Origin of the sequence: Pseudomonas sp. Irchel 3H9 (assembly GCF_900187495.1) — a bacterium.
Classification (GTDB): domain Bacteria; phylum Pseudomonadota; class Gammaproteobacteria; order Pseudomonadales; family Pseudomonadaceae; genus Aquipseudomonas; species Aquipseudomonas sivasensis.
Window position 1 is genome coordinate 1,132,325 of record NZ_FYDK01000001.1, and the last position, 19,332, is coordinate 1,151,656.

The 19,332-nt window shown below is 57.9% G+C and carries 16 protein-coding genes; 13 read left to right on the forward strand and 3 right to left on the reverse strand.

Annotated features, from left to right (window positions below; translation table 11 throughout):
• The first annotated feature begins 146 nt into the window (after positions 1–146).
• The 7 genes from CKW32_RS05475 (at position 147) to CKW32_RS05510 (ending at position 10,677) form a co-directional block, all read left to right on the forward strand.
• Entirely contained in the window at positions 147–2,978 is a 2,832-nt protein-coding gene (locus tag CKW32_RS05475; RefSeq protein ID WP_032889159.1) for a 2-oxoglutarate dehydrogenase E1 component, read from the forward strand.
• Between the two features lie 44 nt (positions 2,979–3,022).
• Positions 3,023–4,246 carry a 2-oxoglutarate dehydrogenase complex dihydrolipoyllysine-residue succinyltransferase gene (odhB, locus tag CKW32_RS05480; protein ID WP_095184255.1) on the forward strand — a complete coding sequence of 408 codons (1,224 nt, stop codon included), beginning with the start codon at positions 3,023–3,025 and terminating at the stop codon, positions 4,244–4,246.
• Between the two features lie 98 nt (positions 4,247–4,344).
• Entirely contained in the window at positions 4,345–5,781 is a 1,437-nt protein-coding gene (gene lpdA, locus CKW32_RS05485) for a dihydrolipoyl dehydrogenase (RefSeq protein ID WP_032889163.1), read from the forward strand.
• A 205-nt stretch (positions 5,782–5,986) separates the two neighbouring features.
• A complete protein-coding gene (gene sucC / locus CKW32_RS05490; protein ID WP_003210567.1) occupies positions 5,987–7,153 on the forward strand; it encodes an ADP-forming succinate--CoA ligase subunit beta in 1,167 nt (388 codons plus the stop codon).
• Positions 7,153–8,034: a succinate--CoA ligase subunit alpha gene (gene sucD / locus CKW32_RS05495; RefSeq protein ID WP_003210566.1), complete on the forward strand. Its 882-nt coding sequence runs from the start codon at positions 7,153–7,155 to the stop codon at positions 8,032–8,034. Before sucC ends, sucD begins: the two co-directional genes overlap by 1 nt.
• Positions 8,035–8,393: 359 nt before the next feature.
• Positions 8,394–9,707 carry a branched-chain amino acid transport system II carrier protein gene (gene brnQ / locus CKW32_RS05505; RefSeq protein ID WP_032889165.1) on the forward strand — a complete coding sequence of 438 codons (1,314 nt, stop codon included), beginning with the start codon at positions 8,394–8,396 and terminating at the stop codon, positions 9,705–9,707.
• A gap of 232 nt (positions 9,708–9,939) precedes the next feature.
• Entirely contained in the window at positions 9,940–10,677 is a 738-nt protein-coding gene (locus CKW32_RS05510) for a DUF599 domain-containing protein (protein WP_032889167.1), read from the forward strand.
• 106 nt (positions 10,678–10,783) lie between these two features.
• Here CKW32_RS05510 and CKW32_RS05515 read toward each other — a convergent pair whose 3' ends face one another.
• Positions 10,784–11,035, reverse strand: a complete 252-nt coding sequence (locus CKW32_RS05515; RefSeq protein ID WP_010211724.1) for a hypothetical protein — start codon at positions 11,033–11,035, stop codon at positions 10,784–10,786.
• A gap of 158 nt (positions 11,036–11,193) precedes the next feature.
• Between CKW32_RS05515 and CKW32_RS05520 the strand changes: the two genes are divergently transcribed.
• The 4 genes from CKW32_RS05520 to CKW32_RS05535 all read left to right on the forward strand — a co-directional run bounded on the left by CKW32_RS05520 (position 11,194) and on the right by CKW32_RS05535 (position 14,908).
• Positions 11,194–11,670: a PaaI family thioesterase gene (locus CKW32_RS05520; RefSeq protein ID WP_095184257.1), complete on the forward strand. Its 477-nt coding sequence runs from the start codon at positions 11,194–11,196 to the stop codon at positions 11,668–11,670.
• Entirely contained in the window at positions 11,667–12,119 is a 453-nt protein-coding gene (locus tag CKW32_RS05525; protein ID WP_032889171.1) for a PaaI family thioesterase, read from the forward strand. Before CKW32_RS05520 ends, CKW32_RS05525 begins: the two co-directional genes overlap by 4 nt.
• A gap of 89 nt (positions 12,120–12,208) precedes the next feature.
• Positions 12,209–14,113: a molecular chaperone HtpG gene (gene htpG / locus CKW32_RS05530; protein ID WP_032889307.1), complete on the forward strand. Its 1,905-nt coding sequence runs from the start codon at positions 12,209–12,211 to the stop codon at positions 14,111–14,113.
• A 66-nt stretch (positions 14,114–14,179) separates the two neighbouring features.
• Entirely contained in the window at positions 14,180–14,908 is a 729-nt protein-coding gene (locus CKW32_RS05535; protein ID WP_095184258.1) for a dienelactone hydrolase family protein, read from the forward strand.
• Positions 14,909–15,021: 113 nt separating this feature from the next.
• Here the strand turns inward: CKW32_RS05535 and CKW32_RS05540 are convergent, their stop codons facing one another.
• Positions 15,022–15,888, reverse strand: coding sequence for a pirin family protein (locus CKW32_RS05540; protein ID WP_095184259.1), 867 nt, complete (start codon positions 15,886–15,888; stop codon positions 15,022–15,024).
• A 64-nt stretch (positions 15,889–15,952) separates the two neighbouring features.
• Positions 15,953–16,369: an OsmC family protein gene (locus tag CKW32_RS05545; RefSeq protein WP_032889177.1), complete on the reverse strand. Its 417-nt coding sequence runs from the start codon at positions 16,367–16,369 to the stop codon at positions 15,953–15,955.
• 140 nt (positions 16,370–16,509) lie between these two features.
• On the opposite strand from CKW32_RS05545, the gene CKW32_RS05550 reads away from it, so the two are divergent.
• Both CKW32_RS05550 and CKW32_RS05555 read left to right on the forward strand, forming a co-directional pair.
• Positions 16,510–17,532, forward strand: coding sequence for an amidohydrolase family protein (locus tag CKW32_RS05550; RefSeq protein ID WP_095184260.1), 1,023 nt, complete (start codon positions 16,510–16,512; stop codon positions 17,530–17,532).
• A gap of 96 nt (positions 17,533–17,628) precedes the next feature.
• The gene (locus tag CKW32_RS05555; RefSeq protein ID WP_095184261.1) at positions 17,629–19,254 is read left to right on the forward strand and encodes a methyl-accepting chemotaxis protein; all 1,626 of its coding nucleotides are present in this window, start codon (positions 17,629–17,631) and stop codon (positions 19,252–19,254) included.
• The last annotated feature ends 78 nt before the right edge of the window (positions 19,255–19,332 follow it).

A 19,332-nucleotide genomic window follows, 5' to 3' on the forward strand; every position in this document is an offset into this window, starting at 1 on the left:
AGAAATGAGACAAGCAGGGGCATTCGGGTTGGTACCCGAACTATCAGCGTGATCCTAAGTGGCTTGTTTTGGTCGCTGCACTTGGCCTTTTGCAAGCAAACTCGGTGTTTCCGCCGGTGGTGTCCCCAAATCGAGGGTGACCAAGCATGCAAGAAAGCGTGATGCAGCGCATGTGGAACAGCGGCTATCTTTCAGGTGGTAACGCTGCCTATGTGGAAGAGCTTTATGAGCTCTACCTGCACGACCCTAACGCTGTGCCAGAAGAATGGCGCACCAAATTTCAGACGTTGTCTTCAGACGGCAACGCTGCCACCGATGTATCGCACGCAACGATTCGCGATCAGTTTGTGCTGCTGGCAAAGAACCAGCGCCGCGCCCAACCGGTTTCCGCCGGTAGCGTGAGCAGTGAGCATGAGAAGAAGCAAGTTGAAGTACTGCGACTGATCCAGGCCTACCGGATGCGTGGCCACCAGGCGGCCCAGCTTGACCCGCTGGGGCTCTGGCAGCGTCCTGCACCTGCTGACCTGTCGATCAATCATTACGGCTTGACCAATGCCGATCTTGATACGACCTTCCGTGCCGGCGACCTGTTCATCGGCAAAGAGGAAGCGAGCCTACGCGAAATTCACGAAGCGTTGCAGCAGACATATTGCCGCACCATCGGCGCTGAGTTCACGCACATCACTGATTCCGAGCAACGTCACTGGTTCCAGCATCGCCTGGAAGGTGTGCGTGGCCGTCCGGTGCTGTCCGCCGACGTTCGCAGCCACCTGCTTGAGCGCGTGACCGCAGCTGAAGGTTTGGAAAAATACCTGGGCACTAAATACCCAGGCACCAAGCGTTTTGGCCTGGAAGGCGGCGAAAGCCTGATCCCGATGCTCGACGAGCTGATCCAGCGTTCCGGTTCCTACGGTACCAAGGAAATCGTGATCGGCATGGCTCACCGTGGTCGCCTGAACGTGTTGGTCAACACCTTCGGCAAGAACCCGCGTGAACTGTTCGACGAGTTCGAAGGCAAGAAGAAGGTCGAGCTGGGTTCCGGTGACGTTAAATATCACCAGGGCTTCTCGTCCAACGTCATGACCACAGGCGGCGAAGTTCACCTGGCCATGGCCTTCAACCCATCCCACCTGGAAATCGTTTCTCCAGTGGTCGAGGGTTCGGTCCGTGCTCGTCAGGATCGTCGTAACGACACCACCGGTGAAAAGGTTCTGCCGATTTCCATCCACGGTGACGCGGCATTCGCCGGTCAAGGCGTGGTACTGGAAACGTTCCAGATGTCGCAGACTCGCGGCTTCAAGACCGGCGGTACCGTTCACATCGTCATCAACAACCAGGTTGGCTTCACCATCAGCAACCCACTGGATGCGCGCTCCACCGAGTACGCCACCGACGTTGCCAAGATGATTCAGGCGCCGATCCTCCATGTGAATGGTGATGATCCGGAAGCTGTGCTGTTCGTGACCCAACTGGCCGTCGACTATCGCATGCAGTTCAAGCGTGACGTGGTGATCGACCTGGTTTGCTACCGCCGTCGCGGTCACAACGAAGCTGACGAACCAAGCGGCACCCAGCCGTTGATGTACCAGCAGATCACCAAGCAGCGCACCACACGTGAGCTGTATGCCGAAAGCCTGACGAAGGCCGGTATTGTTGATGATGCGCGTGTTCAGGCCAAGATCGATGAATACCGCAACGCGCTGGACAATGGTCTGCACGTAGTAAAAAGCCTGGTTAAAGAGCCGAACAAAGAGCTGTTCGTTGACTGGCGTCCGTACCTGGGTCACACCTGGACGGCGCGTCACGACACCTCGTTCGATCTGAAGACCCTGCAGGAACTGTCCGCCAAGCTGCTGGAAATCCCGGATGGCTTCGTGGTGCAGCGCCAGGTTGCGAAGATCTACGAAGACCGTCAGAAGATGCAAGCCGGCGGCCTGCCGATCAACTGGGGCTATGCCGAAACCATGGCGTACGCGACCCTGGCGTTTGAAGGTCACCCGATCCGCATGACCGGCCAGGACATCGGCCGTGGTACGTTCTCGCACCGTCACGCGGTATTGCACAACCAGAAAGACGCGGGCACCTACATCCCGTTGCAGAACCTGTACGAAGGCCAGCCGCGTTTCGACCTGTACGATTCGTTCCTGTCCGAAGAAGCCGTACTGGCGTTCGAATACGGTTACTCGACCACCACGCCGCAGGCGCTGGTGATCTGGGAAGCCCAGTTCGGCGACTTCGCCAACGGTGCCCAGGTGGTTATCGACCAGTTCATCACCAGCGGCGAGCACAAGTGGGGCCGTCTGTGCGGTCTGACCATGCTGCTGCCACACGGTTATGAAGGTCAGGGTCCGGAGCACTCCTCGGCCCGTCTGGAGCGTTACCTGCAGCTGTGCGCCGAGCACAACATCCAGGTGTGCGTGCCGACTACTCCGGCGCAGATCTACCACTTGCTGCGTCGTCAGGTGATCCGCCCGCTGCGCAAGCCGCTGGTAGTGCTGACCCCGAAATCGCTGCTGCGTCACAAATTGGCCATCTCTACCCTGGAAGATCTGGCGGATGGTTCGTTCCAGACCGTGATTCCAGAGATCGATACGCTGGACGCGGCCAAGGTCACTCGCCTGATCCTGTGCAGCGGCAAGGTCTACTACGACCTGCTGGAAAAACGTCGTGCCGAGGGCCGCGAAGACATCGCCATCGTACGTATCGAACAGCTTTACCCGTTCCCGGAAGATGACCTCATGGAGATCATCGCGCCTTACACCAACCTCACTAATGTTGTGTGGTGTCAGGAAGAACCGATGAACCAGGGCGCTTGGTACAGCAGCCAGCATCACCTGCGTCGCAGTATCGGCAACCACAACAAGGCCTTGGGCCTGGAGTACGCCGGTCGTGATGCTTCTGCTGCACCTGCTTGTGGTTATGCGTCGATGCACGCCGAGCAGCAGGAAAAACTGCTGCAAGATGCTTTCACTGTTTAACGCCTTCGCGCTGACTGAAACCGAATTTTAAGGACCCACAGATAATGGCTATCGAAATCAAAGCCCCGTCATTCCCGGAATCGGTTGCCGATGGCACCGTTGCCACTTGGCACAAGAAACCAGGCGACGCTGTAAAGCGTGACGACCTGATCGTCGACATCGAGACCGACAAAGTCGTTCTGGAAGTGTTGGCCGAAGCTGACGGCGTACTGGGCGCAATCGTTGCCGAAGAGGGCGCTACCGTTCTGTCGAACCAGGTACTGGGCTCGATCGAAGAAGGCAGCGCTGCCGCTGCTCCTGCTGCCGCTGCTGCATCGGCTGCTGCCTCGGCACCTGCTGCCGCTCCGGCTGCGGGTGGTGAAGATCCAATCGCTGCACCGGCTGCGCGTCAGCTGGCTGAAGAAAACGGTATCAACCTGGCTTCCATCAAAGGCACCGGTAAAGACGGCCGTGTGACCAAGGAAGATGTGGTTGCTGCTGTTGAAGCCAAGAAAAACGCTCCTGCTGCTGCGCCTGCCAAGGCTGCTGCCCCGGCTGCCGCTGCTCCTGTGTTCGCTGCTGGCGATCGCACCGAGAAGCGTGTGCCGATGACCCGCGTTCGTGCCACCGTGGCCAAGCGCCTGGTTGAAGCACAGTCGAACATGGCGATGCTGACTACTTTCAACGAAGTCGACATGACCGAAGTCATGGCCCTGCGTTCGAAGTACAAGGATCTGTTCGAGAAGTCCCACAACGGCGTGCGCCTGGGCTTCATGTCGTTCTTCGTGAAAGCGGCCACCGAAGCGCTGAAACGCTTCCCGGCAGTCAACGCTTCCATCGACGGCGGCGACATCGTTTACCACGGCTATGCAGACGTCGGCGTTGCCGTGTCCAGCGACCGTGGCCTGGTGGTTCCGGTCCTGCGTAACGCCGAGCTGATGAGCCTGGCCGAAATCGAAGGCGGCATCGCCGGCTTCGGCAAGAAAGCCCGTGACGGCAAGCTGACCATCGACGAGATGACCGGTGGTACCTTCACCATCACCAACGGTGGTACCTTCGGTTCGATGATGTCGACCCCGATCGTCAATCCGCCACAAGCCGCGATCCTGGGCATGCACAACATCATCCAGCGTCCGATGGCGATCAACGGCCAAGTCGTGATCCGCCCAATGATGTACCTGGCACTGTCTTACGATCACCGCCTGATCGATGGTAAAGAAGCCGTGACTTTCCTGGTGACCATCAAGAACCTGCTGGAAGACCCGGCTCGTCTGCTGCTGGATATCTGATAGAAGCAGCTGCAGGCTCCGGTCAAGCCGCCAAATAGGGCGGCTTGACCTGGAGCGTGTGGCTTGAAAGCTTGCTGCTAAATAGAGGAACTATTTTCATGTCGCAGAAATTTGACGTTGTAGTGATTGGTGCAGGTCCTGGAGGCTATGTTGCCGCCATCAAGGCCGCACAACTGGGCCTCTCGACTGCTTGCATCGAAAAATACACCGACAAGGAAGGCAAACTGGCACTGGGCGGTACTTGCCTGAACGTTGGTTGCATTCCTTCCAAGGCGCTGCTGGACAGCTCCTGGAAATTCCACGAAGCCCAAGACGGCTTCGCGATCCACGGCATCAACCATGCTGGCGTGACCATGGACGTGCCAGCAATGGTCGGCCGTAAAGCCAACATTGTTAAAGGCCTGACTTCCGGCGTTGCAACCCTGTTCAAGGCTAACGGCGTCACTTCCCTGCAAGGCCACGGCAAACTGTTGGCCGGCAAGAAAGTTGAAATCACCAAGCCAGACGGCTCGGTTGAAGTCATCGAAGCCGAGAACGTGATTCTGGCTCCGGGTTCGCGTCCTATCGACATTCCACCAGCTCCAGTTGACCAGAACGTAATCGTTGATTCGACCGGCGCCCTGGAATTCCAAGCAGTTCCAAAGCGTCTGGGCGTGATCGGCGCTGGCGTGATCGGCCTGGAACTGGGTTCGGTCTGGTCCCGCCTGGGTTCTGAAGTGACTGTACTGGAAGCCCTGGACACGTTCCTGCTGGCTGCCGACACCGCTGTGTCCAAAGAAGCGCTGAAAACCCTGACCAAACAAGGTCTGGATATCAAGCTGGGCGCACGTGTTACCGGTTCGAAGGTCAACGGCGAAGAAGTCGTTGTGACCTACACCGACAAAGACGGCGAGCAGACCATCACTTTCGACAAGCTGATCGTAGCCGTAGGTCGCCGTCCAGTGACCACCGACCTGCTGGCTTCCGACAGTGGCGTGAACATCGATGAGCGTGGCTTCATCCACGTTGACGATCACTGCGCTACCACCGTTCCTGGCGTCTACGCCATTGGCGACGTGGTTCGCGGCATGATGCTCGCGCACAAAGCTTCCGAAGAAGGCATCATGGTTGTCGAGCGCATCAAGGGCCACAAAACCCAGATGAACTACGACCTGATCCCATCGGTTATCTACACCCACCCGGAAATTGCATGGGTCGGCAAAAACGAACAGCAGTTGAAAGCTGAAGGCGTTGAAGTTAACGTCGGCACCTTCCCGTTTGCTGCTTCTGGCCGTGCCATGGCAGCCAACGACACCGGTGGTTTTGTCAAAGTCATCGCTGATGCCAAGACTGACCGCGTATTGGGCGTCCACGTGATTGGCCCGAGCGCTGCAGAACTGGTTCAGCAAGGTGCAATCGGTATGGAATTCGGCACCAGTGCCGAGGACCTGGGCATGATGGTTTTCTCCCATCCAACCCTGTCCGAAGCGTTGCACGAAGCAGCGTTGGCTGTGAATGGCGGCGCCATCCACATCGCCAACCGCAAGAAGCGCTAAGCGAGATAATAAGAAACCACGGCGGAGTTGCCCGTCGTGAGCCTTGCGCGCAAGACTCACCGCGGAATATCCGCTGGACGCAGTCTTGCGCAGCTTTACGGGCCTTAAAGCCCAGCAAGTTGCGCAAGCAGCAGTCACAGGTGGCGCGGCACTCATAATGAGCGCAGCGCCGAATGCGCAGTACCTAACGAAGACGGTAAAAAGCATGAATCTTCACGAGTATCAGGGTAAGCAGCTGTTCGCTGAATACGGCCTGCCAGTATCCAAGGGCTACGCAGTAGACACCCCGGAAGCAGCAGCAGAAGCCTGCGACAAAATCGGCGGCACCGAGTGGGTTGTCAAAGCCCAGGTCCACGCTGGTGGTCGCGGTAAAGCGGGCGGCGTTAAGCTGGTTCGCAGCAAAGAAGACGCCAAGGCCTTCGCACAGCAATGGCTGGGCAAGCGTCTGGTGACTTACCAGACTGATGCCAATGGCCAGCCAGTCACCAAGATCCTGGTTGAATCGTGCACTGATATCGCTAAAGAGCTGTACCTGGGCGCTGTCGTTGACCGTTCGAGCCGTCGCATCGTGTTCATGGCTTCCACCGAAGGTGGCGTGGACATTGAGAAGATCGCCGAAGAAACCCCAGAAAAAATTCTGAAAGCCACTATCGATCCACTGGTTGGCGCTCAGCCGTTCCAGGGTCGTGAGCTGGCTTTCCAGTTGGGTCTGGAAGGCAAGCAAGTTGCCCAGTTCGCCAAGATCTTCGTAGGTCTGGCCAAACTGTTCCAGGATCACGATCTGGCTCTGCTGGAAGTGAACCCGCTGGTGATCAAGGCTGATGGCGATCTGCACTGCCTCGATGCCAAGATCAACATCGACGCCAACGCCATGTACCGTCAGCCTAAGCTGAAGACTTTCCACGATCCGTCGCAAGACGATCCGCGCGAAGCGCACGCTGCCAAGTTCGAACTGAACTACGTAGCCCTGGAAGGTAACATCGGTTGCATGGTCAACGGTGCTGGCCTGGCCATGGGTACCATGGACATCGTCAACCTGCATGGCGGCAAACCAGCCAACTTCCTCGACGTAGGCGGCGGTGCTACCAAAGAACGCGTTACCGAAGCCTTCAAGATCATCCTGTCCGACTCCAACGTCGCAGCAGTGCTGGTCAACATCTTCGGCGGCATCGTTCGTTGCGACATGATTGCCGAAGGCATCATCGGTGCAGTGAAAGAAGTTGGCGTTAAAATCCCGGTTGTTGTTCGCCTTGAAGGTAACAACGCTGAACTGGGCGCTAAAGTACTGGCAGAAAGCGGTTTGAACATCATCGCGGCTACCAGCCTGACCGACGCTGCTCAACAAGTTGTTAAAGCTGCGGAGGGCAAATAATGAGCGTCCTGATCAATAAAGACACCAAAGTTATCTGCCAGGGTATTACCGGTTCGCAAGGTAGTTTCCACACCCAGCAAGCCATCGAATACGGCACCAAGATGGTTGGCGGCGTAACTCCTGGTAAAGGCGGCACTGAGCACCTGGGTCTGCCAGTGTTCAACACCGTGAAAGATGCTGTAGCTGCCACTGGCGCCACCGCCAGCGTGATCTACGTTCCAGCTCCTTTCTGCAAGGACTCCATCCTGGAAGCAGCATTCGGCGGCATCAAGCTGATCGTCTGCATCACCGAAGGCATTCCTACCCTGGACATGCTGGACGCTAAAGTTAAGTGCGACGAACTGGGCGTTGTCCTGATCGGCCCTAACTGCCCAGGCGTGATCACCCCAGGCGAATGCAAGATCGGCATCATGCCAGGTCACATTCACTTGCCAGGTAAAGTCGGTATCGTTTCCCGTTCCGGCACCCTGACCTACGAAGCTGTCAAGCAAACTACTGACGCCGGTTTCGGTCAGTCGACTTGCGTCGGCATCGGCGGTGACCCGATCCCAGGTTCGAACTTCATCGACATCCTGAAGCTGTTCCAGGAAGACCCGAAGACCGAAGCGATCGTGATGATCGGTGAGATCGGCGGTTCGGCTGAAGAAGAAGCGGCTGCCTACATCAAGGCACACGTGACCAAGCCGGTTGTTTCCTACATCGCTGGTGTGACTGCCCCTGCGGGCAAGCGCATGGGCCATGCTGGCGCAATCATCTCTGGCGGCAAAGGCACTGCAGACGAGAAGTTTGCTGCCCTGGAAGACGCAGGCGTTAAAACCGTGCGTTCGCTGGCAGACATCGGCAAGGCTTTGTCCGAGCTGACCGGTTGGGCTGTCAAGTAAGCTTCGCGCTTAGCTGACGCTTTACCAGCAAAGGCCACCTTCGGGTGGCCTTTGTGCGTTTGGATGTACTCGATCCTATGTAAGGGGCAGTGCGACGATTCAACTAGCCCTCACACATTTGTTTGTATTGCCAACATAAGTATGAAAACGCGACATCAAGATGTCGCTTATCGGACAGTTCGCCCCGCAACAGTGCGTTTGTCAGCCTGATTCTGTAACCTACCCGCCTCTTTATGCGCTGGCCTCCCAAAAGGAAGCCGCGCGCTAGACCGGTCGGCCCCATCAGGGCCGGCAGTATTTCCCTCATCCACAGGGAATCCCTCTCTAAATTCCGATTCAGTAGTGTGGTATTTCCCGAAATGAAAGTGTTGAAAAGCCAGGATATCCTGGCGTTGGGCTTCATGACCTTTGCCCTGTTCGTGGGCGCCGGTAACATCATCTTCCCGCCTATCGTTGGCTTGCAGTCCGGACCTCACGTCTGGATGGCGGCGTTGGGCTTCCTGATCACCGCAGTGGGTTTGCCAGTGGTCACCGTGATTGCCCTCGCCAAGGTCGGCGGTGGTATGGATGCGTTGAGCAGCCCGATCGGCAAGATCGCCGGTGGCCTGCTTGCGGCGGCTGCGTATCTGGCGGTAGGGCCGCTGTTCGCTACCCCGCGTACCGCGACGGTGTCTTTTGAAGTCGGCTTGGCGCCGCTCACCGGTGAAAGCCCGTTGGCGCTGTTCCTCTATAGCTCCGTTTACTTCCTGGTGGTGTTCTTTGTGTCCCTGTACCCAGGGCGCCTGCTGGACACTGTCGGTCGTTTCCTTGCGCCGTTGAAGATCATCGCGTTAGCCATCCTCGGCATCGCTGCGTTTGCCTTGCCGGCCGGTGAGGTGGGTGTCGCCACCCCGGAATACGTCGCTGCACCATTCTCCCAAGGTTTTATCAATGGTTATCTGACCATGGACACCCTTGGTGCTCTGGTATTCGGCATTGTGATCGTCAACGCCATCCGCTCCCGTGGTGTCGACTCGCCCAAGCTGATCACCCGCTACGCGATCATCGCTGGCCTGATTGCTGGCGTTGGTCTTGCGCTGGTGTACGTCAGCCTGTTCCGCCTTGGTGCGGGAAGTCATGAAGTGGCCGCTGGTGCGGCTAATGGCGCAGCCGTACTGCACGCGTACGTGCAACACACCTTCGGCTCCCTGGGCAGTGGTTTCCTGGCGGTATTGATTTCCTTGGCATGCCTGGTTACCGCGGTTGGCCTGACCTGCGCTTGCGCCGAGTACTTCAGCAAAATACTGCCGCTGTCCTACAAGACCCTGGTAGTGATCCTGGCGCTGTTCTCGTTGTTCGTGTCCAACCTGGGCCTGACTAAGCTGATTGCCTTTTCGATACCGGTGCTTACCGCGATCTACCCGCCGTGCATCGTGCTGGTGGCCCTGAGCTTCTGCAAAGACTTCTGGCAGGAACAGGGCCGGATCGTTGGCCCGGTGATGCTGGTGTCGTTCATCTTTGGCTGCATTGATGCGCTGAAGGGCGCGGGCTTTGCCGACTGGCTGCCGTCGCAACTGGCGCATCTGCCGCTGAGCGAGCAGGGCCTTGCGTGGTTGGTGCCGTCGGTAATGACCTTGGTCGTGGCTGTGGTGGTTGATCGTATGCTTGGCAAGCGTAGCGAAGCGATCGCGTAACACCGCTTCAAGGCTGCACAGAAATGCCCCGTATCAATCAATACGGGGCATTTTTTATGCTTGGTAGACTACGACCTTCTAAAGTTGGAGCGCGGTCGATGTAGGAGGGGGCTTGCCTCAGACGGCACTGTGCCATTCAACAGGTGCAGTGGCTGTCAGCAAGCAATCGGGAGCAAACCCTCTGCGCCATGTTGACCGCGTTTGCAAAACCATTTTTTGATATAGGACCCGCATGTCGTTCGTCGAAACCAATCAAATCCACCTGCTTGCCGCCCTCTGGTTCGTCCTGTGTTGGGGCGGCTATACCCGTTATGCGACCTGGAAAGCCCGGGACACTGCGTGCCTGGCCAGTGTGCTGCATTTGTATCGTGAGGACTGGATGCGTCGCATGCTGCTGCGCGACAACCGCATTGCCGACGCCAGCGTGATCGGCAACCTGGAGCGCAATGCTTCGTTCTTTGCCTCCAGCACCCTGATTATCCTCGCTGGTATCCTTACCGTGCTCGGCGCGTCGGAGCGGGCCGTGTCGTTGTTAGCGGACATTCCTATGGTGCAGCAGGCGTCCCAAGGCATGTCGGAGATCAAGTTGTTGTGCCTGGCATTGGTGTTCGTCTACGCCTTCTTCACGTTCAGCTGGTGTATGCGCCAGTACAACTTTGCGGCGGTGTTGGTGGGGTCTGCGCCGATGATCGGTGAGCGGCATGTGTCCGAGCAAGAGCGCAAGGCGTTTGCCTTGCGGGCGGCAAGGGTAATCTCCATGGCCGCCAACCAGTTTAACTTTGGTCTGCGCGCTTATTACTTCGGCATGACCATGTTGGCGTGGTTTGTCAGCCCATGGTTATTCATGTTGATGAGCGCGGGAGTGGTAGTCGTGCTTTACCGTCGAGAGTTTCATTCCGACGTGCTGCAAGTGATGGTGTATACGCAGACTGATACGCCAGTGCCTGAGGCGATCAAAGAGTCGGCTTAGTCCACTTCAGCGAGTTAACGCTTCAAATTAAAAACCACAGGCAAAGAAAAGCCCGCTATTTGAGCGGGCTTTCTTTATCGCAGCGAAGCTATTTCAAACCGCGGTCTCAAGAACCGGTGGCTGGAGTAGCAGGTGCTGCTTCTTTTGCGGCGGCTTCGTTCGATTCAGCCTGAGCTTTGGCAGCATCGGCGTTTTCTTTCGCAGCGTCGTTCACTTTATCCTGAGCCTTCGCCATATCTTTCTGAGCTTGCTCAGAGTGCGCGGCAGCGTCTTGGGCTTTGTCTTCGGATTTTTTGTCGCAGGCAGCGAGACCGAGGGCAGCGGCGAGCATCATGGAAATAGCTAAAGTCTTGCGCATTGGGTGTTTCTCCTTATTGAAGATATCTACTGGCCTTTCGAGCCTGAGGGTTCAGCATTAGTTCCTTTTATTGCGCAGATATATAAACAGCGCACCCCAAGGAACTTTCAACCGCACTGCCTACTCCGCGGATTAACGCTAATAAGAGTCTAGACTGAATGACCGAAAACCTACTGTTAGAGCGTGCGACGCGCTTTGTTTCGGCCCTGCGCCATTGCCAGGTGCTGGGGATTACCGTGCATGCCGCCAACCTGGAAGGTATGACCTTGGTCCTGCCCTACGGCCCCTCCATCGTCGGCGACCCTCGCACCGGGGTGATCCATGGCGGTGCGCTGACTTCGCTGATGGACACCGCCTGTGGCATGGCCACCTTGTGTGTATTACCAGAGTTCGAGGTGTGCCCGACCCTCGACCTGCGCGTCGACTACATGCACACCGCCGAACCCCACAAGCCGGTTTATGGCTTCGCCCAATGTTACCGGGTGACGACTGACGTGATTTTTACCCGTGGCGTTGCCTATCAGGATGACCCGCAGCAGCCCATTGCCCATGTGGTGGGCACGTTCATGCGCATGGGCAAGCGGCTCAAGGGAGCCCAAGGACTGAGCAGCACAATCAAGGGAGAACAGGCATGACGCATCGATTCAAGACGCGCCTGGAACAGGCCCACGAACTCGGCAACTATGAGGCGCTGCTGGAGTTGATTCCTTACGCCAAGCTGATCGGCATCGAATGCACACGCCTGGGCGATGAATTGCTGTTTCGCCTGCCCGCCAACAAAGACAACATTGGTAACCCCATATTGCCGGCGCTGCACGGCGGGGTGATTGCCGGCTTTATGGAGCTGTCGGCGGCGTTGCACCTGCTGGTATTTACCGGTGCGCCGGGCTTGCCGAAAATCATCGATTTCTCCCTGGATTACCTGCGTGCAGGCCAGTTCCGCGACACTTATGCCAAATGCCAGGTCTGGCGCCAGGGCCGACGGGTCGCGAACGTGGCAATTACCGCCTGGCAGAGCACCCCGGCAGAACCTATTGCCACCGCCCGTGCGCACTTCAAAATTGAGGAAACGACTCGCCCTTGAAATCCTGGCCTTAGCCCCCAACTTTGATGACAACCCGCCGCCAACCCTCAAGGGTACGGCCACTGCCATCCAATTGGAGTTTGATGACCATGAGTGTGGAAACTCAAAAGGAAACCCTGGGCTTCCAGACCGAGGTGAAGCAACTGCTGCACCTCATGATCCATTCGCTGTATTCCAACAAGGAAATTTTCCTTCGCGAATTGATCTCGAACGCCTCTGACGCTGTCGACAAATTACGTTTCGAAGCCCTGTCCAAGCCTGAGTTGCTGGAAGGTGGCGCCGAACTGAAAATCCGTGTGAGCTTCGATAAAGACGCCAAGACCGTCACCCTCGAAGACAACGGTATCGGCATGAGCCGTGACGATGCGATCACCCACCTGGGTACCATCGCCAAATCCGGCACCGCTGATTTCATGAAGAACCTGTCCGGTGACCAGAAGAAAGATTCGCACCTGATCGGCCAATTCGGTGTGGGCTTCTACTCGGCCTTCATCGTTGCCGACAAGGTTGAAGTGTTCAGCCGCCGCGCCGGCCTTGACGCCAGCCAAGGCGTGCATTGGTCCTCCAAAGGTGAGGGCGAGTTTGAAATCGCCACCATCGATAAAGCCGACCGTGGCACCCGCATCGTGCTGCACCTGAAATCCGCTGAAGATGAGTTCGCTGACGGCTACCGCCTGCGCAATATCATCAAGAAATACTCCGACCACATCGCTCTGCCAATCGAGTTGCCGAAAGAGCAAGCTGCCGCCGAAGGCGAAGAAGCGCCTGCCCAGGAATGGGAAGTGGTCAACCGTGCCAGCGCCCTGTGGACCCGTCCTCGCACTGAAGTGAAGGACGAGGAATACCAGGAGTTCTACAAGCACATCGCCCACGACTACGAAAACCCACTGAGCTGGAGCCACAATAAGGTCGAAGGCAAGCTGGAATACAGCTCGCTGCTCTACGTACCGGCCCGTGCTCCGTTCGACCTGTACCAGCGTGAAGCGCCGAAAGGCCTGAAGCTCTACGTGCAGCGCGTGTTCGTGATGGACCAGGCGGAATCGTTCCTGCCGCTTTACCTGCGCTTCATCAAAGGCGTGGTCGACTCCAATGACCTGTCGCTGAACGTGTCGCGGGAAATCCTGCAGAAAGACCCAATCATCGACTCCATGAAGTCGGCGTTGACCAAGCGCGTCCTCGACATGCTGGAAAAACTGGCGAAGAACGAGCCTGAGCAATACAAAGGCTTCTGGAAAAACTTCGGTCAGGTCATGAAAGAAGGCCCGGCGGAAGATTTCGCCAACAAGGAAAAAATCGCCGGCCTGCTGCGTTTTGCCTCGACTCAGGGCGAAGATGGCGAGCAGGTGGTGTCCCTGGCCGAGTACCTGGCACGCGCCAAGGAAGGTCAGGACAAGATCTATTACCTGACCGGCGAAACCTACGCTCAGGTCAAGAACAGCCCGCACCTGGAAGTCTTCCGTAAGAAAGGCATCGAAGTGCTGCTGCTGACCGACCGGATCGATGAGTGGCTGATGAGCTACCTCAGCGAATTCGACGGCAAGACCTTTGTCGACGTTGCCCGTGGTGACCTGGACCTGGGTAACCTGGACTCCGAAGAAGAGAAGAAGGAAGCCGAGGAAGTCGCCAAGGCCAAAGAAGGCCTGGTTGAGCGGATCAAGACGGCCCTCGGCGATGCGGTCAGCGAAGTGCGGGTTTCCCACCGCCTGACCGACTCCCCGGCGATCCTGGCTATCGGCGAGCAGGACCTGGGCATGCAGATGCGCCAGATTCTCGAAGCCAGCGGCCAGAAGGTTCCGGATTCCAAGCCGATCTTCGAATTCAACCCGGCTCACCCGCTGATCGAGAAACTCGACGGCGAGCAGAGCGAAGAGCGGTTTGGCGACCTGTCGCACATCCTCTTCGATCAGGCGGCCCTGGCCGCTGGCGACAGCCTCAAGGATCCGGCCGCGTATGTGCGCCGCCTGAACAAGCTGTTGGTTGAACTGTCGGTTTGACCCCGTTGTAGAAAAACCCGCTTCGGCGGGTTTTTTCGTTCTACTGCACCTCAACTGGAGTAAATGATGAGCCAAGTCACTGTGCGTTCCGTGGTCTATCAGATTGATGGCCAGCCTTATGAGAGCCGCCTGGCATTCGATGCCAGCCACCAGGGTCCGTTGCCGGGCTTGTTGATGGCGCCGAACTGGATGGGTGTGAGTGCGGGTGCCGAAGAAATCGCCAAGGCCGTTGCCGGCAAAGGTTATGTGGTGCTGATTGCCGACTTGTACGGGCAAAGTGTGTGCCCGTCGAATGGCGACGAAGCCGGTGCCGCGATGATGCCGTTGAAGAATGATCGCCCGTTGCTGAACAAGCGCATGCAGGCGGCCTTTGAGCAGTTGCAAGGTCAGACCGAAGCCGCAGTGGATACCTCGAAGCTGGCGACCTTTGGTTTCTGCTTTGGCGGTTGCTGCTCCCTGGAGCTGGCACGTACCGGCGCGCCGTTGAAGGCTGCGGTGTCGTTCCACGGCACCCTCGACACGCCGAATCCGGCGGACGCGAAGAACATCAAGGGCTCGGTGCTGGTGCTGCACGGTGCTTCCGACCCGTTGGTGCCAAAAGAGCAGCTGCCGGCGTTCGAAGATGAAATGAACGCGGCTGGCGTGGACTGGCAATTGCTGAGCTACGGCGGTGCGGTGCATTCCTTCACTGACCCGGAGGCCAATGTGCCGGGCAAGATGATGTACGACGCGAAGACCGCAGCACGGGCCTTCCAGTCGATGCATAACTTGTTGGATGAAGTGTTCAAGGGCTAACGCTTAAGCGCTTGTTCCGGCCTCATCGAGGGCAAGTCCCTCCCACATGTTGACCGTGTGAATCCGATCAAGTGTGGGAGGGGCGGTGCGAAGATTCGACTTGCCCCCGTTAGCTATCTCAGAGGCAACTCAATTCTTTCAGTTTCACCTGGCACCGTCGGCCAATCCCCAGCGGCCCAGCGCTGCCTGGCCTGCTCGATCTTCAACGGATCGCTCGCGACAAAATTCCAATTGATCCGCCGTGGCCCATCCAGCGGTGCACCGCCAAACACCACTAGGTGGCAATCGCTCCCGGCGCACAGCGTCATCTCCTGTCCTGCCGGCAAGACCACCAAACTCTGCACCTCAAGCGCCTCGCCCTCCAACTGTGCTTCACCCTCCAGCACGTACACCGCCCGTTGCTCATGCTCGTCAGGGATCAGCAGGGTAGTGGCCGTCTGCATCCGCACCTCGGCATACAGCGTGGGCGACAGCACTGGCACTGGCGATTTCAGGCAAAACCCATTGCCGGCGATCATGCGAATCTGCACGCCCAAGTTGTCGCTGATCGGCAGGCTCGCCGCCGGGTGGTGGCTGTAGTGGCCGGGCCCGGTTTCATGATCCTTGGGTGACGCAAGCCACACTTGCAACCCATGCAGGCTGAAGCCACTGGCCTTGAGTGCTTCGGGTGTGCGCTCCACATGGGCAATCGCGCTGCCGGCAGTCATCCAGCTGACATCACCCGCTTGCACCTCCTGGTCAGAACCCAAGCTGTCCTTATGCTGCAGCGCACCGTCGAACAGATAGGTGAGAGTGGATAGGCCGATATGCGGATGTTGGCGGATGTTCATGCCGCTGCCCGCTGGGTAGTGGGTGGGCAACATGTGATCAAAGAACACAAAGGGCCCGACGCTACGGCATTCCCGTGAGGGCAAGGGGCGCAGGATCGGCTGGCCTTCGACGTCTTCGGGGCGAGGGCGGATCACGATGAGGGTGGTCATGGTGCGTCCCAGTCTGAGCGGGTTAGGTGTAATTGAGCATAACCCGCTCGACGAGAGGTTGCCGCTATTGGCTGAATGCGCCTTCGGACAGCTGGGTCTCGATATTGATTTCGGCAGTGGTCATCAGCTTGTGCACCGGGCACTTGTCCGCCACGCGATGCAGTTCATCGCGCTGCGCGTCCGTGAGTACGCCCTTGAGGGTCAATTTGACGTTGAGTGTGTATTTGCCTTTTGGCTCTTCGGCGGCGTCGTGGGTGACTTCCACGGTCACGCCGGTCAGCGGGATATCTTTCTTCTGGGCATAGAGCCTGACGGTCAAGGCCTTGCACGACGCCAGCGCGGCATCGAAGTAATCGTGGGGGGAGGGCGCCGAGTCGTCGCCACCCAGGCTCTTGGGCAGGTCGGTAAACAGCTCGTGGTTGTTGATGTTGACGCTGTGGCGGAAGTTTTCAGCGTTCAATGTGTTCACGGTAACAGGCATGGCAAACCTCACAGGGTGGCAGGATGAAGGTCATGCAGTTATAGAGCATGCTGGCACTTCGGTGTTCCGCGTTTTTCCACGATGAACCTCGGCACAGGGCACAAGGTCTACCCGTATTGGCCCCCCATCGAGGTTGTACCGTGCCCTGGATCCGCCTGAGTCTTGCCCTGTTGCTCGCCGCCGGTAGTCTCGCTGTGCAGGCGCGTGACTATGCCTACAGCGACGCCCACCTGCATTACGTGGATTTTTTCCAGGAAACTGCCGGCATGGATAAATTGCTCAAGGCCATGGCCGAGAATCGCATCGAGCATGTGATGATTTCCGGCATTCCCGTTGCGAAGAAATGGCACGAAGACGAGCCCAAACGCCCGCGCTACTACGCCGGTGATGACGCCGACGCCTATTGGTACAGCGCCACTGACGTCATCGTCGCTGCGGCCGTGAACAAGCTCACCCCAGAACAGCGCCAGCGTTTTCATCCGTTTCTAAGCGGCTTCAATCCCAACGACAAGAACTCTGCCGCCCATATCCAACGCATGCTCGACCTTAATCCAGGGCTCTGGCAGGGCATTGGAGAGGTGTTCACCCGTCACGATGACCTGACCGCGCTTACCTCAGGCGATACCCCACGTGCCAATAACGAGGCAATGACGCGGATATACCACCTGGCCGCCGAAAACGACCTGCCGGTAATGCTGCACTCGAACATCACCTCCAAGCGCGAGCGTAACCCGCTGTATTTAGCTGAGATCGAAGAGCCGTTGCGCAACCACCCGCACACCCGTTTTATCTGGGCCCATGCCGGTACCAGCAAGGAAATTCACCGTCATCAGGTCCAGATGGACTTCCTGCTGCCCACGTTAAGCCGGATGCTGGAGGCCTATCCCAATCTGTATATCGACCTGTCCTGGAGCATGCTCACGCCGTATTTGCTGGACGATGCGGGTCAGCCTCGGCCGGATTGGGTAAAGCTGGTGGAGCGCTTCCCGGAGCGTTTTATGCTGGGCTCGGACGTCGTAGGGCGTTTCAATAAGCTGGGTAAGGAAATGCGCCGCTTTGATCCCTTCCTCGATGCATTGCCCGAAGACATCGCCCACAAGGTTGCACGGGATAACTTCCTGGCCATTCTGCCTAAACCACCTCGCGATGGTGGCGCACGTTGATATCGCGTTTTCGTCTTACGCAAATACAGTAGAGCGCCGATAACTTCCAGGAGACCGGCTGCAGGTGAATGCAGCGCTTTTGGAAGGATCCAGGCAATGAATATCCGTAGTTTGAATATTGCCCCGCGCGCCGGTTTGGGCTTTGGCGTGCTGGCGGTGATGGTGTTTGCTCTGGGCGGCTTTGCGCTGCTGCAGATGGCCAACATGCGCCAGCAGTCGGATCAGGTGGAAAACAACTGGCTGCCCAGCGTGATGGCAGTGGGGGAGATGAGCCAGGACGTGTTGCGCATTCGCGCGCTGACCTTGCGCTTGCTGGTCACCCGCGATCCCCAGGCCGTGGCGCAGAACGAGCAGAAAATCACCGAGATCAAAGCCGCGCTGCATAACGCCGAAGGGCTGTACGAAGCGTTGATCGTATTGCCCGAGGAGCGTGTGTTGTTTGATCGACTCAAGGTCGAGGAGCAGCGCTACCTGCAGCGCCAGGAGCAGGTGGTGGCGCTGTCCAAGGCTAACCGGCTGGAGGAAGCGATTCAGGTGGTCAACGGTGAGATGAATCAGTTGGCTGACGAAATGGCACTGACCTTGCGATCCCTGGTTAATCTAAACAAGGTCAGTGCCAACGAAGCGGCAAAGCAGGCACAGCATGTATTCAGCCAGTCGCGAACTTGGGTGATCGCTATGGTTGCCCTGGCCGCGCTGGTCACCATCGGCCTGGCGGTCTGGCTGACCCGCAGTATCGTGTTGCCACTGGCTCAGTCGCTCAAAGTTGCCCAGAACGTTGCCAGCGGCGATCTGACTGGGGAAATCATACTGAGTGGCAAGGATGAACCCGCGCGCTTGCAGCGGGCGCTCAAGGGGATGCAGGACACCTTGCGTGACACCATCCGGCGTATCTCGGAGTCTTCGAGCCAACTTGCGTCGGCGTCCGAGGAACTCAGCTGCGTTACCGAGGATGCCACCCGTGGTTTGCACCAGCAAAGCCAGGAAATCGAACAGGCCGCAACGGCGGTCAATCAGATGACGGCCGCGGTGGAGGAGGTGGCAAGCAATGCGGTGGCCACGTCACAGGCATCTCGCGAGTCTGACCGTATCGCCCAGCAAGGGCGTGAGCAGGTGCATCAAACGGTAGTGTCGATTGAGGCGCTGGCCTCGGATGTGACCGCCAATGCGACCCAGGTCGAGGACTTGGCTCAGAAGGTCTATGGCATTAGCAAGGTGCTGGATGTGATTCGTTCGATTGCCGAGCAGACCAATCTGTTGGCGCTGAATGCTGCCATTGAGGCTGCGCGGGCAGGTGATGCGGGGCGCGGCTTTGCGGTGGTCGCCGACGAGGTGCGCGCGTTGGCTCATCGCACTCAGCAGTCGACGCAGGAAATCGAGCAGATGATCGGTGGGATTCAGCAAGGTACGGAGCAAGCCGTCAGTTCAATGCAGCAGAGCAACACCCGGGCGCGTTCCACCTTGGACATCGCCAAGTCGGCGGGGACGGCGCTGGAGGCAATTGCATCGGCGTTCACGCTGATCAATGAGCGCAACCTGGTGATTGCCAGTGCGTCTGAACAGCAGGCGGCGGTGGCGAGGGAGGTGGATCGCAACTTGATGAATATCCGCGACCTGGCGCATCAGACGTCCGCCGGAGCTAATCAGACCAGTGCGGCGAGTCAGGAGTTGTCGCGGTTGGCGGTGGATTTGAATTCGATGGTGGCGCGGTTTTCGGTGTAGTGCGCAGGTTGGGTGTATGTCCGTTGTTCAGGTAACGGATGTATACCCGGTCAACTCCAGTCTTCCATAAAAAAGCCC

What these genes read in the sequence shown, in the direction of transcription:
- sucC (WP_003210567.1), top strand. Translation starts at nt 5,987, where the DNA reads ATGAATCTTCACGAGTATCAGGGTAAGCAGCTGTTCGCTGAATACGGC.
- sucD (WP_003210566.1), top strand. Translation starts at nt 7,153, where the DNA reads ATGAGCGTCCTGATCAATAAAGACACCAAAGTTATCTGCCAGGGTATT.
- CKW32_RS05510 (WP_032889167.1), top strand. Translation starts at nt 9,940, where the DNA reads ATGTCGTTCGTCGAAACCAATCAAATCCACCTGCTTGCCGCCCTCTGG.
- CKW32_RS05525 (WP_032889171.1), top strand. Translation starts at nt 11,667, where the DNA reads ATGACGCATCGATTCAAGACGCGCCTGGAACAGGCCCACGAACTCGGC.
- CKW32_RS05520 (WP_095184257.1), top strand. Translation starts at nt 11,194, where the DNA reads ATGACCGAAAACCTACTGTTAGAGCGTGCGACGCGCTTTGTTTCGGCC.
- CKW32_RS05555 (WP_095184261.1), top strand. Translation starts at nt 17,629, where the DNA reads ATGAATATCCGTAGTTTGAATATTGCCCCGCGCGCCGGTTTGGGCTTT.
- CKW32_RS05545 (WP_032889177.1), bottom strand. Translation starts at nt 16,369, where the DNA reads ATGCCTGTTACCGTGAACACATTGAACGCTGAAAACTTCCGCCACAGC.
- brnQ (WP_032889165.1), top strand. Translation starts at nt 8,394, where the DNA reads ATGAAAGTGTTGAAAAGCCAGGATATCCTGGCGTTGGGCTTCATGACC.
- CKW32_RS05475 (WP_032889159.1), top strand. Translation starts at nt 147, where the DNA reads ATGCAAGAAAGCGTGATGCAGCGCATGTGGAACAGCGGCTATCTTTCA.
- CKW32_RS05535 (WP_095184258.1), top strand. Translation starts at nt 14,180, where the DNA reads ATGAGCCAAGTCACTGTGCGTTCCGTGGTCTATCAGATTGATGGCCAG.
- odhB (WP_095184255.1), top strand. Translation starts at nt 3,023, where the DNA reads ATGGCTATCGAAATCAAAGCCCCGTCATTCCCGGAATCGGTTGCCGAT.
- lpdA (WP_032889163.1), top strand. Translation starts at nt 4,345, where the DNA reads ATGTCGCAGAAATTTGACGTTGTAGTGATTGGTGCAGGTCCTGGAGGC.
- CKW32_RS05515 (WP_010211724.1), bottom strand. Translation starts at nt 11,035, where the DNA reads ATGCGCAAGACTTTAGCTATTTCCATGATGCTCGCCGCTGCCCTCGGT.
- CKW32_RS05540 (WP_095184259.1), bottom strand. Translation starts at nt 15,888, where the DNA reads ATGACCACCCTCATCGTGATCCGCCCTCGCCCCGAAGACGTCGAAGGC.
- htpG (WP_032889307.1), top strand. Translation starts at nt 12,209, where the DNA reads ATGAGTGTGGAAACTCAAAAGGAAACCCTGGGCTTCCAGACCGAGGTG.